Annotated in this window: 19 protein-coding genes; 8 read left to right on the top strand and 11 right to left on the bottom strand. The window is 69.7% G+C overall.

Annotation, left to right across the window (positions count from 1 at the left end; genetic code table 11):
- Nucleotides 1-56: 56 nt before the first annotated feature.
- Together GIY56_RS07005 and GIY56_RS07000 are read right to left on the bottom strand one after the other, a co-directional pair.
- Nucleotides 57-1,640 carry a glucan biosynthesis protein gene (locus tag GIY56_RS07005; RefSeq protein WP_154764106.1) on the bottom strand — a complete coding sequence of 528 codons (1,584 nt, stop codon included), beginning with the start codon at nucleotides 1,638-1,640 and terminating at the stop codon, nucleotides 57-59.
- A 166-nt stretch (nucleotides 1,641-1,806) separates the two neighbouring features.
- A complete protein-coding gene (locus tag GIY56_RS07000; RefSeq protein ID WP_154764105.1) occupies nucleotides 1,807-2,544 on the bottom strand; it encodes a calcium-binding protein in 738 nt (245 codons plus the stop codon).
- Nucleotides 2,545-2,832: 288 nt separating this feature from the next.
- On the opposite strand from GIY56_RS07000, the gene GIY56_RS06995 reads away from it, so the two are divergent.
- Nucleotides 2,833-3,864 (top strand): endonuclease/exonuclease/phosphatase family protein, encoded by a 1,032-nt coding sequence (locus GIY56_RS06995; protein ID WP_154764104.1) that lies wholly within the window; start codon nucleotides 2,833-2,835, stop codon nucleotides 3,862-3,864.
- 342 nt (nucleotides 3,865-4,206) lie between these two features.
- Here GIY56_RS06995 and GIY56_RS06990 read toward each other — a convergent pair whose 3' ends face one another.
- From GIY56_RS06990 to GIY56_RS06950, 9 genes are read right to left on the bottom strand one after another with little or no spacing between them, the layout of a single operon-like run.
- Nucleotides 4,207-4,578 (bottom strand): hypothetical protein, encoded by a 372-nt coding sequence (locus GIY56_RS06990; RefSeq protein ID WP_154764103.1) that lies wholly within the window; start codon nucleotides 4,576-4,578, stop codon nucleotides 4,207-4,209.
- 7 nt (nucleotides 4,579-4,585) lie between these two features.
- The gene (flhB, locus tag GIY56_RS06985; RefSeq protein WP_154764102.1) at nucleotides 4,586-5,647 is read right to left on the bottom strand and encodes a flagellar type III secretion system protein FlhB; all 1,062 of its coding nucleotides are present in this window, start codon (nucleotides 5,645-5,647) and stop codon (nucleotides 4,586-4,588) included.
- A complete protein-coding gene (locus GIY56_RS06980) occupies nucleotides 5,644-6,390 on the bottom strand; it encodes a flagellar biosynthetic protein FliR (protein WP_230312350.1) in 747 nt (248 codons plus the stop codon). Before GIY56_RS06980 ends, flhB begins: the two co-directional genes overlap by 4 nt.
- Before the next feature lie 8 nt (nucleotides 6,391-6,398).
- Nucleotides 6,399-8,483, bottom strand: a complete 2,085-nt coding sequence (locus tag GIY56_RS06975) for a flagellar biosynthesis protein FlhA (protein WP_154764100.1) — start codon at nucleotides 8,481-8,483, stop codon at nucleotides 6,399-6,401.
- On the bottom strand, nucleotides 8,480-8,758 hold the full coding sequence (locus tag GIY56_RS06970) for a hypothetical protein (protein ID WP_154764099.1): 279 nt from the start codon (nucleotides 8,756-8,758) through the stop codon (nucleotides 8,480-8,482). Before GIY56_RS06970 ends, GIY56_RS06975 begins: the two co-directional genes overlap by 4 nt.
- Nucleotides 8,758-9,624, bottom strand: a complete 867-nt coding sequence (gene motA / locus GIY56_RS06965) for a flagellar motor stator protein MotA (protein ID WP_154764098.1) — start codon at nucleotides 9,622-9,624, stop codon at nucleotides 8,758-8,760. Before motA ends, GIY56_RS06970 begins: the two co-directional genes overlap by 1 nt.
- A 9-nt stretch (nucleotides 9,625-9,633) precedes the next feature.
- The gene (locus tag GIY56_RS06960; RefSeq protein WP_230312348.1) at nucleotides 9,634-10,164 is read right to left on the bottom strand and encodes a MotE family protein; all 531 of its coding nucleotides are present in this window, start codon (nucleotides 10,162-10,164) and stop codon (nucleotides 9,634-9,636) included.
- 4 nt (nucleotides 10,165-10,168) lie between these two features.
- Complete coding sequence (locus GIY56_RS06955) at nucleotides 10,169-10,528, bottom strand: hypothetical protein (RefSeq protein WP_154764096.1); 360 nt, start codon at nucleotides 10,526-10,528, stop codon at nucleotides 10,169-10,171.
- Nucleotides 10,525-11,001: a flagellar basal body-associated FliL family protein gene (locus GIY56_RS06950; RefSeq protein ID WP_154764095.1), complete on the bottom strand. Its 477-nt coding sequence runs from the start codon at nucleotides 10,999-11,001 to the stop codon at nucleotides 10,525-10,527. The genes GIY56_RS06955 and GIY56_RS06950 overlap by 4 nt, the downstream gene beginning before the upstream one ends.
- 120 nt (nucleotides 11,002-11,121) lie before the next feature.
- On the opposite strand from GIY56_RS06950, the gene fliF reads away from it, so the two are divergent.
- The 7 genes from fliF (at nucleotide 11,122) to GIY56_RS06915 (ending at nucleotide 16,206) form a co-directional block, all read left to right on the top strand.
- The gene (fliF, locus tag GIY56_RS06945; RefSeq protein ID WP_154764094.1) at nucleotides 11,122-12,690 is read left to right on the top strand and encodes a flagellar basal-body MS-ring/collar protein FliF; all 1,569 of its coding nucleotides are present in this window, start codon (nucleotides 11,122-11,124) and stop codon (nucleotides 12,688-12,690) included.
- Complete coding sequence (locus GIY56_RS06940) at nucleotides 12,687-13,277, top strand: hypothetical protein (protein WP_154764093.1); 591 nt, start codon at nucleotides 12,687-12,689, stop codon at nucleotides 13,275-13,277. Before fliF ends, GIY56_RS06940 begins: the two co-directional genes overlap by 4 nt.
- Entirely contained in the window at nucleotides 13,265-13,522 is a 258-nt protein-coding gene (locus GIY56_RS06935) for a FliM/FliN family flagellar motor C-terminal domain-containing protein (protein ID WP_154764092.1), read from the top strand. The genes GIY56_RS06940 and GIY56_RS06935 overlap by 13 nt, the downstream gene beginning before the upstream one ends.
- A complete protein-coding gene (gene fliP / locus GIY56_RS06930) occupies nucleotides 13,519-14,238 on the top strand; it encodes a flagellar type III secretion system pore protein FliP (RefSeq protein WP_154764091.1) in 720 nt (239 codons plus the stop codon). Before GIY56_RS06935 ends, fliP begins: the two co-directional genes overlap by 4 nt.
- A gap of 101 nt (nucleotides 14,239-14,339) precedes the next feature.
- A complete protein-coding gene (locus GIY56_RS06925) occupies nucleotides 14,340-15,059 on the top strand; it encodes an energy-coupling factor ABC transporter ATP-binding protein (RefSeq protein ID WP_154764090.1) in 720 nt (239 codons plus the stop codon).
- The gene (locus tag GIY56_RS06920) at nucleotides 15,034-15,657 is read left to right on the top strand and encodes an energy-coupling factor transporter transmembrane component T family protein (RefSeq protein WP_154764089.1); all 624 of its coding nucleotides are present in this window, start codon (nucleotides 15,034-15,036) and stop codon (nucleotides 15,655-15,657) included. Before GIY56_RS06925 ends, GIY56_RS06920 begins: the two co-directional genes overlap by 26 nt.
- Nucleotides 15,658-15,660: 3 nt before the next feature.
- Nucleotides 15,661-16,206, top strand: a complete 546-nt coding sequence (locus GIY56_RS06915) for a biotin transporter BioY (RefSeq protein WP_154764088.1) — start codon at nucleotides 15,661-15,663, stop codon at nucleotides 16,204-16,206.
- Nucleotides 16,207-16,299 lie beyond the last annotated feature (93 nt).

The following is a 16,299-nucleotide window of genomic DNA, read 5'->3' as shown; positions in this document are numbered from 1 at the left end:
CACCTTCAAGGGCAACACGACGGTGCGTGCGAGCACGCACCCTACGGGCGATTCGGTCAGGGGGTGCGCGCCAGCAGCGTGCGAAGCTGCGACGGGAACAGTTGCAGGATCAGCGTTTCCGTCATCGCCGTGCCGCCATGATCGACATAGGCGCGCAGGTCGATGGGGGCCGTGTCGGTTTCCGCGAAGGACAGGTCGAACAGCGCCCGCCAGCTATCCGTGCCCACCACGGGATAGACCGCGGTGTTCGACACCTGCGCCTGCGCGGTGGACACCGACAGGGCCAGCCCGTCCTCTCGGCCAAGGCCCGTCAGGTTCGGCCCCCTGAAATCGCAGACGATCTTGACCACGCCCTTGGGGCGCGGCTGGCCGGGCACCCCGCCCGCGCCGATGCGGGTGGCGGTGAAATGGGCGATCGGGCTGACGGCCGGGTTGTCGCGCACCCAGTCCAGCCGATAGGCGAAATCGTGGCTCTGGCCCTTGGCGGTCGGCCCGGCGGGCTGCCAGAAGGCCACGATGTTGTCGTGGATCTCGTCGTCCGTGCGCAGTTCCGTCAGCACCACGGCACCGTCGCCCCAATCGCCCCGGGGCGTGATCCAGGCGCTGGCCCGGCGGTCGTAAAAGACGCCGTCGTCCTGGTACTGCGCGAAGTCCCGTTCCCGCTGCATCAGCCCGAAGCCCTTGACCGAGGGCGAGGCAAAGCTGTTCACCATCGTCCCCGGCGGGTTGTTCAGGGGCCGCCAGATGCGTTCGCCATTGCCCGCCAGGATCTCCAGCCCGTCGGAATCATGCACCTCGGGGCGCCAGTCGGGGGCGACATGGGGCGTGTTCTTGCCGAACCAGAACATCGAGGTCAGCGGCGCGATCCCCAGCCGGTCCACCGCGTCGCGCAAAAAGACGGTGGCGGTGATGTCCTGCGACACGCCAGCGCCGCGCCTTGATTCGATGCGATAGGCGCCGGTCGCGCGCGGGCTGTCCAAGAGCGCATAGGTGGTGAGATCCCCGTTTTCCGCCGGTTCCAGCCAGAAATGGGTGAACAGCGGGAATTCCTCGGGGCCGTTCGGGATCGCGGTGTCGATGGCAAGGCCCCGCGCGGACAGGCCGAACTGCCCGCTGTAACCGGACGTTCGCCAATAGGACGCGCCCAGGAAGGCCATCCAGTCGATCTCGGTGCGCGCGTCCTGGACACGGAAGCCCGCGAAGCCCCTGGTGCGGGTCAGTTGCCGGGCCGGGTTGCCTTCGGGGATGTCGAACAGGTCGAGCGAGAACGGCACCTCGGTCGCCATGCCGTCCTGGACGGTGTAAATCCGCACCGGATTGCGGAAATACATGCCGGGGAAAAAGGCCTGCACGGGCGAGATGTCGCCCTGGCCGCGCCACAGGCTGCGGTCGGCCCGGAAGCGGACCTGGTTGTGGCGGTCATAGTCCACCTGGTCGAGGATCTCGGGATCGGCGATTTCCTGGGGGGCATGGGGCCGGGCCGCCATGTCGCGGGCCATGTCCCGAAGCCCGTCGAACGAGAAGGGCCGGCTTTCGCCCGCCGCGCCTTGCGCCCTGGCCAGATGCGGCAGCAGGAAGAAGGCCCCGCCGCCCAGGGCGGCTTGCAACAGGTGACGGCGGTGGAAACGGTCGGTGGACATGGGAACCCGGGGTGGCTGGCATCTGCGCGGCATCACATGTCGGCTTCTGGCGCGATTGCAAGTGCGGGCGCGATCTTCGGCGGTCCCTTGCCGCCCGATTGCAAGGAACTGTCGCAGTCCTGCCATCGGAATGACCGGGCCGCCCGCTGCGGCCCGGTCCCTTGCGTCACCAGATGAAGTCGTCGCCGTCCAACTGGTTCAGGCGCGTGTCCTCGATCACCAGGGCGTTGGCGCCGACGCGGATGACGACATCGGTTCCGATCTGGCTGGCGGCGGCGCGGATGCTGGCAAAGCTGTCGAAGCGGGCGAAATAGGACAGGTCGATGTCGTCGTCGCCGTTCTCGAAATCGCGGATCCGGTCGATCCCGCCGTTGAAGACGAAGCGGTCGGACCCCTCGCCCCCCGACAGAAGGTCGCGGCCCGCGCCGCCGTTCAGCACGTCGTCGCCCTCGCCGGCGATCAGGATGTCGTTGCCGGACTGGGCGATCATCACGTCGTCGCCCTCGCCGCCGCGCAGGATGTCATGGCTCGCCCCCGAGATCATGCGGTCGTTGCCTTCGCCCCCGTCGATGGTGTCGCGCCCGCCCCCGGTGATGGCGACATCGTTGCCCTCGCCCCCGGTGACGGCGTTGTTGCCGGCGCCCGCGAAGACCGCGTCGTTGCCCTCGCCCGCATTGACGCGGTCATTGCCCTCGCGCGCCCAGATGGCGTCGTTGCCCGAAGCGCCCCAGATGACGTTGTTGCCGCGCCCGCCTTCCAGGACATCGTTGCCCTCGCCGCCGTCGATGGTGTCGTTGCCGCCGTTGCCGCGCAGCCGGTCATCGCCCGACCGGCCATAGATCAGGTCCGCCACGCTTGTGCCGCTATAGCGGTTGTCGCCGTCGTTTCCGCGATAGATCGCCATGTCAGTCTCTCCTGCAAGGGGCGTGGATTGAAAGGCCGCGCTGCACCGCCCAAGGCAGCATCGGCCTGTGCCGGATCCGGCGATCAGCCTGGCCCGGGATCGTGAAACGCGGATGACGGCGTTCCGGTGGCGCGGTTTTCAGCGTTGCCGTCTTGGTTCCGCCTGGACCGGGGGGCGCGATTTTCATGATCGCCCGCGACCCGGGACCGGACCGTCCACCTGCCGAGGCCCCTTGGCACGGCGCGCGGCCCGTGCAATTCCTGCGGGATGCGAGCCTTTGCCTGGATCATGACGGCCTTTCTTGCCACCGGCGTCGTGGCGCAGGATCTGCGGGTGGCGGCCTATGACCCAGGCCTGACGCGCAAGGGGCCGGGCCTTCTGCTGCGCGACATCCGCCGGGCCGATCCGCAGGTGCTGGCGGCCGCCCAGGTGATCGCCGCCGCCGCGCCCGACGTGATCGTGCTGACCGGGTTCGACTGGGACGGCGACGGGCTGGCGCTTGCCGCCTTCGCGGCGGTGCTGGAGCAGGCGGGCCACCCCATGCCGCACCGCTTTGCCGCCCGCCCGAACAGCGGCTGGCCCACCGGGCTGGACGGGAACGGCGACGGGCGCGCGGGCGGGGCCGACGACGCGCAGGGCTTCGGGCAGTTTTCCGGGCAGAACGGCATGGCGATCCTGTCGCGCCTGCCCTTGGGAACCGTGACGGATCATTCGGCGGTCCTGTGGCGCGACCTGCCGGGCACCCTGATGCCGCGCTTGCCGCCCGAGGTGGCCGAAATCCAGCGCCTGTCCTCGACCGCGCATTGGGACGTGCCGGTGCTGACCGGGCGGGGGGCGCTGCACCTGCTGGCCTGGTCGGCCACGCCCCCGGTCTTCGACGGTCCCGAGGATCGGAACGGCCGCCGCAACCATGACGAGGCCGCCTTCTGGCTGCACCACCTGCCCCCCGCGCCCTTCGTGCTGGCGGGCACCCCGAACCTGGATCCGGTGGATGGCGAGGGGCGGCCCGAGGCCATGGCGGCGCTGCTGGACCACGCGCAAGATCCGCAGCCCAGGGGGGCGTTCCAGCCGGAACAGACCGGGGTGAATGCCACGCATCGGGGCGATCCGGCGCTGGATACCGGAGTCTTCGATCCCGCCGGACCCGGCAACCTGCGGGTTGATTACGTGCTGCCCGCCAAGGGGTTGCGCGTCACCGGCAGCGGCGTGATCTGGCCCGCGCCGGGCGATCCGCTGGCAGCAGTGGTCGAGGCCGCATCAGAGCATCGGCTGGTCTGGGTGGACATCGACCTGGGATCCCTGACGGCCCCGGAACCCTGACGCGTGATCGGGCAAGGGCCTTCGCCGGACATGACCCCGCCATCCGCGCGTCCCGGCCCAAGGGTCGGACCCGCGTGTTGCCGACGAACTTCACACGATGCGCAGGATGGTGGGGTGGAACCCCACCCTACGCGCCGCCGGCATCCCCGGGCGCGGGACGGGCAGATCGGCAAACCCTTGCGCAACGGGCGGGTGCTGTCCTTTCCCCCAGGCGGTTGCAAGCGATACCGCCTTCCCGGGCAGGCGGCGCCTGGCCGGCACCATGATTCCGGCGGCGGGGTGGAACCTTACCCTCGCAGGACCGCCCACAGGGTGGGGTTCCACCCCACGGTCACGAAGGTTTCAATACCTCGGCGCCTTTTCATCCGCGCGGCGGAGGGCCGACAGGCTCAGCAGCACCTCGGCCCGGCCGAATTCGCGCGCGGCGTCGCGGCGGGCGGCGTCGAAGCGCGGCAACATCCGCGCGACCTCGGCCTCGGCCTGGCGCAACTCGCGCGCGCTGCGGCCGGCCTGGGCATTGGCGATGCGCGCCTCGGCCACCGACAGGGGGGCGGTGCTGCGGTAGCTCTGGTCCAGCGCGGCGCGCATGGCGCCCGCGTGATCTTGCGCCCGGGTCATGTGCAGGCTGAAGGCGGCGAAACGCTTCAGTTCCCGTTCCGCCTTGATACGGGCGATGCGTTCCAGCTGCGCCAGCTTGTCGCTTTCCCTTGTCATCCGGCCCTCACCATCCGGCCCTCGCCTTTTCGCGCATCTTTTCGGCGAATCGGATCGCGGCGGCGACGGCGGCGAACTGCTCGCGGCGGATTTCCTGGCCCACCTCGACCGTGGCATGGATCGCGCGGGCGCTTGGCGGGTCCGGGAAGATCGGCACGCGGTTTTCCCGGGCGCGTTCGCGGATCCGGGCCGCGACCTCGTCCGTGCCCTTGGCCAGGCACACCGGCGCGCGCCCGCTGCCGCGCTTCCATTCCAGGGCCACGGCGTAATGGGTGGGGTTCACGATCACCACGTCGGCGCGGGCGACATCGGCCAGCATCTGCCTGGTGGCGATGTCCACGGCGCGCTGGCGGCGGGCGGCCTTGAAATGCGGATCGCCTTCCGAGTCCTTGTATTCGTCCTCCATTTCCTTGCGGGTCATGCGGTTCTTGCGGCGGTGGTCGAACCATTGCCAGCCCATGTCCAGCCCCGCGAACAGGACCGAGATCGCCAGCGCCAGGGCCAGCACCCGCCCCAGCAGCACGCCCAGATCGGCGATCCAGCGGTCCTCCGCCAGCGGGCTTGCCGCCAGATGGCCCAGCAGGTTGCGGAACAGGAACCAGCCGCCCGCGCAGACCAGCGCCACCTTGCCCAGCGAGATGGCAAAGTTCACCAGTCCCGACTTGCCGAATTTCTGCGCGGCGGTCTTCATCGGGTTGATCCGGTTCAGGTCGAAGGCCAGCTTTTGCGGCGCAAAGACCAGCCCGCGCCCGCCGATCAGCGCCACCACGATCACCAGCGCGGGCACCGTTGCCAAGGCCAGCACCGCCCAACCCGCAAAGTGGCCCAGGGCTGCGGCCACCGCCCCGGTGGTGCCCGGCGTCCAGCCTTCCGATCCCAAGGCGCGCGCGGCCATCGCCAGCCAGGCCTTGACCGCAACGCCCGCGCCGACCGCGAAGGCCAGCCAGGCGCCCCCATACATGGCCGCGACATTCAGTTCGGCCGACCGGGGGATGTCGCCCTTCTCGCGCGCCTTGCGCAGCTTCTGGTCCGAGGCCTCGAAGGGCTTGTCGTCGTTCTCCTCGCTCATGGCGCCCCCGGCAGCATGTAGCCCAGGACGGCATCGGCCCACAGCGCGACCAGCACCGGCGCCAGCAGAGCCAACGCCGCCAGCGCCAGCATGATCGCGGCGGGCGAGCCGATGAAGATCACCGGCAGGGCGGGCATGACGCGGTTGACGACGCCCGACAGCGCCTGGAACATGAAGCCGCCCAGCGTGAAGGGCGCGGCCAGCAGCATGGCGATCCAGAAGCTGCGCGCGACAAGGCGGATCGCCTCGGTCGCCAGGCCGTCCGCGTCAGGCCAGCCGCCGGGGGGCCAGATCGCGAAACTGTCGGCCATCAGCTGCACCAGCATCACCGGCAGGCCCAGCACCATCAGCACCGCGATCCCGGCCAGGTGGATCAGGTTGCCGATGGGATGGGGCGCGGCCTCGTTCTGGCCGCCCACCAGTTGCGACAGCGAGGTCGTGGCCGCGATGGCCGAGGTCGCGATGTCCAGCGACAGCGCCAGCAGCCGCAGGCCCGTCCCGGCGGCCAGCCCGATCACCAGTTCCCCCGCCGCCTGGGCCAGGATCCCCGGCGTGTCCCCGGGCGCGGCCATGGGCGTGACCAGCCCCGCCAGCATCGGCGTGACCGCCAGCGCGGCGGCGGCGCGGACGCGGACGGGGATCACGCGTTCGCCCAATCCCGGCAGGACCAGCACCAGGGCCTGCACGCGCAGATAGACCAGCACCCATGTCCAGTTGAACCCCGGCAGCAGCTGGGCAAGCATGTCCCCCATCAGCCGACCTCGATGGTGCCGACAAGGCGCAGTTCCGCGCCGGGGTCGATCTCCTCCAGCCCCAGGACCGGCAAGGCGATGCCGTTCGACCCCAGGACCGCGCGCAGCATCCGCCGCCGATGATCGGGGACGACCAGCACGGTCTGGATCGCCGGTTCGGCCGCCGCAATCGCGCGGCGCGCGGCCTCCAGCAGCTTGCGCGACAGGGCGGGGGTCATGGCGCCGCCGCCCGCGCGGCCGGTTTCGGCATCGGCGCGCACGAATTCGGCCTCCCACCCCGGATGCAGTTGCAGGGCCGAGATCCCGCCCGAAGGGTCGCCGTATTGCTGGGTGATCTGGCCGCGCAGCCGCTTGCGGACCAGTTCATAGACCGTCTCGACCGAATCGATGCCGCGGAATTCGGCCATGGCGTCCACGATCAGCGGCAGGTTGCGGATCGAGACCTTCTCGTCCAAGAGCGCGCGCAGCACCGCCAGCAGCATCTCGGGCGAGACCTTGTCGGGGATCATGCCGTCGAAATAGCGCCGGTTGCGTTCGGCCCGCGCGCTGTCGGACAGGGTCTTCAACTCCTCGATCTGGCGCTGCATCGCGCCAAGGGTCAGCAGCGACGAAAGGTTGGCCTTCACGACCTCCATCAGGTGGGTGGACAGGACCTCCATGGGGGTCACGACTGTGGCGCCCCGGGTCGCGGCATCCTCTTGGGCGTTGCGGTCGATCCAGCGGGCGGGGCTGAGGTAAACCGGTTCGCGCACCGCATCGCCCGTCAGGCCTTGCAGCACGGGATCGGGACCAAGCGCCAGGATCGCGCCGGGCCGCAGGCTGCCGCGCCCGCGCACCACGCCGTGGATGCGGATCTGGTAGTCGCCCGGATGCAGGTCGTCGGTGTCGGTGATGCGCACGTCGGGCAGGATCAGGCCATAGGCGCGGGCGATGTGGATGCGCAGGTTGGTGATCCGGCTGCCCAGGCCGCGCGCCTGGTCCAGCGCGATCAGCACCAGATCGGTGCCGATCTCGACGCTGATCTCGTCGGTGTCCAGCACGTCGCCGATGCGGGCGGCGGGGCGGGGGGCGGCGGCCTCGGGCTTGATCTCGGACAGGGCGGGGGCGAGGGTGCCGCGCCGGTAAAGCCGCCAGCCGCCAAAGGCCAGGGCGGCCGCGATGGCCAGGAACAGCAGGCGCGGCATCCCCGGCACGAAGGACATCAGCAGCATCGCGGCCGCGACCACGGCGGCGGGCTGCCAGCCCCGGATCAGCTGGGTGGACAGCATCCGCGTGGTCGTGTCGGTCGCCCCCCCGCGCGTCAACAGAAGGGCCGCCGCCATCGAGGTGATCACGGCGGGAATCTGGCCCACCAGCCCGTCGCCGATGGTCAGGTGGGAATAGGTGGCCATCGCCTCGCCCACGGGCATTCCGTGGGCCACGATGCCGATGCCCAGGCCCACCAGCAGGTTGACCAGCGTGATGACGATGCCCGCCACCGCGTCGCCCTTGACGAATTTCGAGGCCCCGTCCAGCGAGCCGAAGAAGTTGATCTCCTGCTGGTCGCGCAGGCGGCGGGTCTTGGCTTCCTGGTGGTCGATGGCGCCCGCGTTCAGATCCGCGTCGATGGCCAGTTGCTTGCCCGGCAGCGAGTCCAGGGCGAATCGGGCCGCGACCTCGGCCATGCGGCCCGAGCCTTTGGTGATGACCACGAAGTTCACGATCGAGATGACGGCAAAGACCGTCAGCCCCACCATCAGCGATCCGCCCGCGACGAAGCTTGCGAAACCGCTGATGATGTGGCCCGCGGCATCCGTGCCGGTGTGGCCCTGGGTCAGGATTAACCGGGTGGACGACACGTTCAGCGACAGCCGGATCACCAGCGTCACCAGCAGCAGCATCGGAAAGGCCTGGAAATCGGTCGGCCGGTCCACCAGCGAGGCCATGACCAGGATCAGGGTGGCCGCCGCGATGGACAGCGCGAATCCGAAGTCGAGGATCGCGGGCGGCAGCGGGATCACCATGGACATGACGATCAGCACCAGCCCCCCGGTCACGAGGACCGAGGCGTCGAGCGATTTCAACCGGGCGGCGGCGGCAGTCATTTGTCACCTGCGTCAGCGGGCGCGGGGTCCAGCACGTCGGACAGCGCCCAAGGGTCCGTCGTCAGCAGGCCGGCCCTGCGCAGGAAGACCAGCGCCTGCAGACGCGCCTCGGGCGGCATCCGCATCAGCCGGGTGCGGTAATCGGCGGGCAGGGCCTCGCCCTCCAGCAGCCAGCCCGTCGCCTCGTCGGCCAGGGCGGCGGCGTCGGGAAGCAGGGCCGGATCGGCCGAGGCAGAGGTCGCGAGACCCATCACCATCACCAGCGCCCCGATCATCACGCGGCCTTCTTGAGGTCGCGAAGCGCGGCTTCCAGCGTGTTGAAGCTGGGGCGGACATGGTCGGGAACCGCCTGGCGCCCGACCTCGACGCACAGGTTGGTGGCGTGCTGGTGCAGGCCCGCGATCAGCACCGACTTGATGACATCGAAAAAGGCCAGATCCTGCTTGATCACCCCGCTCAGCCTGCCTGCCAGGGGCGCGACGAAGCCATAGGCCAGGAAGACGCCCAGGAAGGTGCCGACCAGGGCGCCGCCGATCATGCCCCCCAACACGGCGGGCGGCTGGTCGATGGCGCTCATGGTCTTGATGACGCCCAGGACCGCCGCGACGATGCCAAGCGCGGGCAGGGCGTCGGCCATGTTCTGCAACGCATGGGGAACGTGCATCGAATCCTCGCGCAGGCCGGCAAGGCGGCGGGCCAGGATCTCCTCGACCTGGTAGGGATCGTCATAGTTCAGGCTGGCCGAGCGCAGCGTGTCGGCGATCAGCGACACCACGTCATGATCGGCCAGAAGGCGCGGATAGGCCCCGAAGATCGGCGACTCGGCGGGGTTCTCGATATGCTGTTCCAGCGCGACGGGGTTCTCGCGCGCGATCTTGAGCAGCTGGAACATCAGGCACAGCACGTCCTGGTGGTCGGATTCGGTCCACTTGGCGCCCTTGAAGGCCTGGATGATGCCGCCCAGCGTGTGTTTCAGCGTGTGGCTGTCGTTGGTCAGCAGATAGGACCCGACGGCCGCGCCCCCGATCATCATCATCTCGAAGGGCAGCGAATGCGTGATCACCCCCATCTTGCCCCCGGCCAGGATATAGCCGCCAAAGACCATGGCGAAGGTGACGACGATGCCGACGATGCCGAACATGGGATTCTCCTAATCGTTCTGGACGCTGCGCGCGCCCATCTGGGCGGTCAGCAGGGCGGCCTGGCGCGGCTCGACCACCGCGATGATGCGGGCGCCGGTTTCGGGCTGGACGCGCATCAGGATTTCGGCCGCGAAATCGGGGGGCAGGTTGGTCAGGACGGCGGCGGCCTCGGCGGGCTTCATCTGGTCGTACACCGCGACCAGGCGGTCGATGTCCTCGCGCACGGCCTGGGCCGCGCCGTCGCGGCGCGACTGGATCCCGGATTTCTGCTGGCGCAGTTCGGTGGCGCGGGCTTTCAGGGCGGCCTCGGCGGTGGCAAGCTCGGCCTTGCGGGTGTCCAGCGCCTCCATGTACCGCTCGATCCGCAGGGCGCGGTCGCGCAGCTCGGTCGCAAGCGCCACGGCTTCGGGAACGTCGGTGCAGCCTTGCAGCAGGTCGCCCGAACTGGCGGACGCCGCGAAGAAGCGCGACAGATCCCCGCCCTGCCAGATCGCCGCGCCCGCGGGCACCGCGAAGGCCAGCGTCAGCGCGGTCAGCATGGACCTACGCATCGCCGTTCACCACACGCTTGCGCAGCCGGCGCAGGGGCAGAACCTGGGCAGGGGGCGCGACGGTGCCTTGGGCCTGGGTGATCTTCTGGCGCAGATCCCACAGCGCGCGTTCCTTGCGCGCCGCCGCGATTTCCGCCGACAGGGCCTGGCCCGCCGCCGTCGCCTCGGCCTTGGCGTCGCGGATGGCGCGGTCCAGCCGGTCCACCTCGGACGCCATCACGGCAATGGCGCCGCCCAGGCCGGTTTCCAGATCGTTGAGCCTGCGCAGGCGGCGCGACAGGATCAGGCAAAAGGCGCCAAGGCCCAGCGAGGCCACCAGCAGCGCGGCTTGAAAGACGTGTTCCAGGGTCATTTGAAGCGAAACTCCGTGATCAGCAGATCCTTGACGGCGGTTTCGCCAAGGACATAGCGGGTGCGGGCAAGAAGCTCGGCCCGGATGATTTCGAGGACGCCGCGCTTGTCATAGGCGGCAGGGTCGATGTCCGACAGAAAGCCGGTGAACGTGTCCAGGATGCGCGGCATCAGGTGCCTGACCTCGGCCTGGTGGGCGCCGTCGGTTTCCAGGCTGGCGGCCAGGACCAGGCTGCGGCCCGACCCGCCGGGGATGTTCAACTCGATGGTCGGCACGGTCACGAAGATCACCGTGGGGGCGGCATGCGCTTCCTCCTTGGGCGCCAGCATCGCCGCGGGCGACCACAGCCCCAGATAGGTCGAGGCGAAGCCGCCCCCCGCCAGCAGAACTGCGGCCAGGATCGGGATCAGCTTCTTCTTGCCCGACCCCTTGGCGGGCGGGTCGAGGGCCTGGTTGGCGGTCGCATCGGTCATGGTGATTCTCCGTCGTGACAAGACGGAATTAGCACCCCGCGACTAACCAAATCTTAACGCGGCCCATGTCATCAACTGCGGGACGACAGGAACCCGAGGCTGATTCGGAAAGGGCCGGTTTTGCAAAAATTGCAGGACTATTGGAGCGAGCGAAGCTCTCAACAGAAAGCCGTCCTGGTGGCGGCGTTTCTGGCGACATTCATGGCCATCGCGGGCTTTGCCTGGGTGGCCAACCGCCCGGCGATGAGCCTGCTTTACGGGGGCCTGGACGCCGCCCAGGCAGGCGAGGTCGTGGCTGGGATCGAACGATCCGGCGTGGCCTACGAGGTCAGGGGCGATTCGATCTGGGTCGATGCCGCCAGCCGCGACAAGCTGCGCATGGATCTGGCGGCACAAGGCCTGCCCGCCGTGGGGGGCGCGGGTTACGAACTGCTGGACGGGATGTCGGGCTTCGGCACCACGTCCCAGATGTTCGACGCCGCCTATTGGCGCGCCAAGGAGGGCGAGCTGGCCCGCACCATTCTGGCCCTGCCCAACGTCAAGACCGCGCGGGTCCACCTGGCGATCGAATCGGGGCGCGGATACCGCCGCGACGGGCAGGGCAGCGCCTCGGTCACCATCGGCACGAACGGCCAGGCCGTCAGCCGGGACCAGGCGGCGGCGCTGAAATACCTGATCTCGTCCGGCGTGCCGGGCATGGCGCCCGAATCGGTCACGGTGATCGACACCCGGAACGGCATCGTCGCCGCAGGCGAGGACGAGGCAGGCGCCGACCGCGCTGCCGAGATGAAGCGTAATGTCGAACGCATCCTGGAACCCCATGTCGGCATCGGCAATGCCATCGTCGAACTGAACCTGGACGTGGTCACGGAAACCGAGATGCTGACCGAACAGCGCTTCGACCCCGACAGCCGCGCGCTGATTTCCCAGGTGACCGAGGAAACCACCGACCAAAGCAACTCGACCGGCACGGGGGCGGTCACGGCGGCTTCGAACCTGCCGGACGGGGACCAGGCGGGGGGCGACAAGTCCGAGGCGAACCGCCAGGAAACCCGCCAGCAGGCCAATTACGAGGTGACACGCACCACCCGCGAGGTGTCGCGCCAGCCCGGATCGACCCGGCGGCTGACCGTGGCCGTGCTGGTCAACGGCGTGCCCGAGGAGAACGCCCAGGGCGAGGTGCAGATGGTGCCGCGCCAACAGGCCGAACTGGACGTGCTGCGCGAACTGGTGGCATCCGCCGTGGGCTATGACGAGGCGCGGGGCGATCTCATCACCGTCAAGTCGCTGCCCTTCGCGGGCCTGGGCGAAGGCGGCACCTCGGCCGCGCCCGGCTGGCTGGACCGGCTGGAGGTGAACGGGCTGGCGCGGATCGGGATGATCGGCCTCTTTGCGCTGGCGGTGGTGTTCCTGGTGCTGCGCCCGGTGCTCAAGGGCCGCGCCGCGCGCCTCATGCTGGACGACAGCCGCCCGGCGCTCGACGCGCCCGCCCTGACCGGCACGGTCCTGCCCGCGACCGAGGCCGTGCCGGAACCCCTGGTCCCGCCTGCCGCCCCGCGCGGTCCCGAACAATTGGCGCTGCCGCCCGCCGACCCGGTCGCCCGGCTGCGGGGCATGATGAAGGAACGCCATGACGAAAGCGTCAAGATCCTGACCGGCTGGATCGACAACAAGGAGAATGCCCTTTGAGCCTTGCAGTCCTCAAACTCGAATCCTTCAGCACGGCGGTGGCGGCGCAGGGCGCGGCCCTGACCTTCAGCCGCGAGGTGCTGGACCAGGCCTTTGCCGACGGGCTGGCCGAGGGCATGGCCCGCCAGCAGGACGAACAGGTCCGCACCCTGAATGCCGGCTTGGACCGCCTGGCCCGGGCGCTGGCCGATGACGAGGCGCGCCGGGCCGCCCTTCGCCGCGAGGCGGTGGAGGCGCTGGCCCCGATCCTGGCGCAGATCCTCGACTGCCTGGCCCCTGCGGCCGAATCGCGGCGCCTGGAGGCCGCGCTGACCGCCGAATTGCTGCGCCTGTCGCGCATGGCCCCGCCGCTGCGCGCTTCCATCGCCTGCGGGGCGTCGCTGCGCGGCATGGTGGAGCGTTGCCTGGCCGAGTGCGGGCTGGAGGGCATCGATGTCACCGAGTCGGAAGCCGAGCGGATCGCCCTGTCGCTGCAGGGCGGCCGGATCGAACTGGAACCGGCGCGCGTGGCCGAGGGCATCCGCGCGCTGATCGCCGAAATCAACGGACCCCGATCGAACGAGGACGAGACATCATGGACGCATTGAACCACCTGATCGACACCGACGCCATCCAGGTCGAGGTGACCGTGCGGCTTGGCCGCACCCGCCAGACCGTCGCGCAACTCTCCGCGCTGCGGCCCGACGACATCCTTCTGCTGGACCAGTCCATCGACGAAGGGGTCGAGATCTGCGTAGGCGACAAGGTCATCGCGCGGGGCGAATTGACGGCGGACGGCACGGCCGAGGACCGGCTTTGCGTGCGCATCCTGCCCGCCCCCGGCGCGGCATGATCCGCAAGGCGGCGCTTGCCGGGGCGCTGGCGGCCTTGCCGGCTGCCGCCCTGGCGCAGGATCAGTTCGGCCAGATCGCCGAACAGGTGGGCCAAGGCCTGGGGCAGAACGCGGTCCTGCTGGTGGGTGCGCTGACGGCGCTGTCCCTGGCGCCAGGCATCGCCATCACCATCACCTGCTTTCCCTTCATCGTCACCGTGCTGTCGATCCTGCGCCAGTCGATCGGGCTGCAATCCTCGCCCCCGAACATGCTGATCGTCGCCCTGGCGATGTTCCTGACCTGGTTCATCATGGACCCGGTCCTGCGCGAGGCCTGGGCCGTGGCGGGCGCCCCCCTGCAGGACGGAACCATCACCCTGGGCGAGGCGATCCGGCGGGGCATCGTGCCCTTTCAGGACTTCATGGCCGCGCGCACCGATCCCGACACGCTGGCGGGCCTGGCCGAGATCGCGCCGGGCACGGGCGACCGCAGCGGGCAGCTGTCGGTGCTGATCCCGTCCTTCATGCTGTCCGAAATCCAGCGCGCCTTCGAGATCGGCTTCCTGATCGCGCTGCCCTTCCTGATCATCGACCTGGTGGTCTCGGCGGTGCTGATGGCCATGGGCATGATGATGGTGCCGCCGGTGGTGGTGTCCCTGCCTTTCAAGCTGGCCTTCTTCGTGGCGGTGGACGGCTGGTCGATGATCGCGGGGGCCTTGGTGCGCAGCTATCAATAGCCTTCGTCTTGCGTCCGCGCCTCATTCCGGGCAGATGCGGCCAAGGGCAGGGGCTTGGTGATGGCATCACGATCCAGACGACAACCGGACGGCGCCGGCGGATGACGGGCGTGGAGTTGCGCGACATCGGCGTGACGCTGGCGGGCCGCCCGGTGCTGCAGGGCGTCTCGGCCCGGCTGGAGGAGCCGCGCGTAGGCATTGTCGGGCGCAACGGCTCGGGCAAGACCACGCTGGCGCGGGTGATCGCCGGACTGGTCGCGCCGGATGCGGGGCAGGCGCGGATCGATGGGGCCGATATGGCGGCCGACCGACGCGCGGCGCTGGCAACGGTGGGAATCATTTTCCAGAACCCCGATCACCAGATCATCTTCCCCACGGTCCTAGAGGAGATCGCCTTTGGCCTGACCCAACAGGGACAACGCCCGCGCGCGGCCGAGGCTGCCGCCCGGGCCATGCTGGACCGTTTCGGCAAGGGCCATTGGGCGCCCGCCGCGACCCACAGCCTGTCGCAGGGGCAGAAGCAGCTGTTGTGCCTGATGGCGGTGCTGGCGATGCGGCCGCGCGTGGTGGTGATGGACGAGCCGTTCTCGGGTCTCGACATTCCGACGCGGCTGCAGCTGATGCGCTATCTGGACGGGATCGCGGCGCAGGTGGTGATGATCACCCATGATCCCGGCCAGCTTCGCGGCTTCGACCGGATCCTGTGGCTGGAGGGGGGCCGGCTGATCGCCGACGGCCCGCCGGATGCCGTGCTGCCCCGGTTCGAGGCGCAGATGCGGGAATGGGGGGGCCTCGATGATCTCGCTCATCTCGCCGGTTGAGACCTGGGCGCACCGCATCCCGGCGGGGGCCAAGCTGCTGGCGCTGTCGGCCCTGACCGTGGCGCTGTTCCTGACCGACCGCCCCGCGGTGCTGGCTGCGGCCACCCTGGCCGTCATCGCGCTTTACCTGTCGGCGGGCACGGCCTTCCTGCGGCAGGGCGCGCGCCATCTGCGGATGCTCTGGCCCTTTCTGCTGCTGATCGCGCTGTGGCACGGGCTGACCGGGCAGGCGCAGGCGGGCATCGTCATCGCCCTGCGCCTGCTGGCGGCGCTGGCCCTGGCGAACTTCGTCACCATGACCACGCGGCTGACCGACATGATCGCCGTGCTGACCTGGGTGCTGTCGCCCCTGCGCCGCCTGGGCCTGCCCACCCGCGCGGTGACGCTTGCCATTGCCATGGTCCTGCGCTTTACCCCGATGCTGGTGGAGAACGGCCAGCGGCTGGCCCTGTCCTGGCGTGCGCGATCGCCCCGCAGGCCCGGCTGGCGGATCGTGGTGCCGATGGCGGCGCTGGCGCTGGACGACGCCGATCACGTGGCCGAGGCCCTGCGCGCGCGCGGCGGCATCCTGAACGACATTCCTGATGGGAGGAACTGAGACATGGAACGCAACATGACCCGGATCGCGCTGTTCGCGGCGCTGATCGCGGCCCTGGGGCTGATCCCCAGCCTGACGCTGGCCTTCGGCGTGCCGATCACCGCGCAAAGCATGGGCGTCATGCTGGCGGGCGCGATCCTGGGGGCGAAACGCGGTGCGCTGGCGGTGCTGCTGTTCATGGCGCTGGTGGCGCTTGGCCTGCCGCTGCTGGCGGGCGGGCGCGGGGGCCTGGGCGCCTTCGTCGCGCCGACCTCGGGCTTTTTCCTGGGCTGGCCGGTCGCGGCCTTCGTCACCGGCCTGATCGTCGAGCGCCTGCGCAGCGGGCCGCTGGCGGTGACGGTCGCGCTGGCCTCGATCATCGGCGGCATCGTCGTGATGTATGCCTTCGGCATCGTCGGCATGTCGATGGCGCTGGACAAGACCCTGGCCGAATGCACCCTGCTGGTCACGGCCTTCATTCCCGGCGACATCATCAAGGCGGTGCTGACCGGGCTGATCACGCAGGCCCTGGCCCGGTCGCGGCCCGCCGCCCTGCTGTCGCGGTCCTGAGCAGCCGGATTTTTTGCTGGCAGATCAGACAAGTCTTTGACCTGTCACAGGGCGGCGATATGCTTCGTGCCGATGGATCGCCGCCCGGCCGGG

The organism is Paracoccus lichenicola, from assembly GCF_009708075.1.
Classification (GTDB): Bacteria; Pseudomonadota; Alphaproteobacteria; order Rhodobacterales; family Rhodobacteraceae; genus Paracoccus; species Paracoccus lichenicola.
Note: the sequence above shows the minus strand (reverse complement) of the source record. Positions and strands in the feature narration are given on the sequence as shown.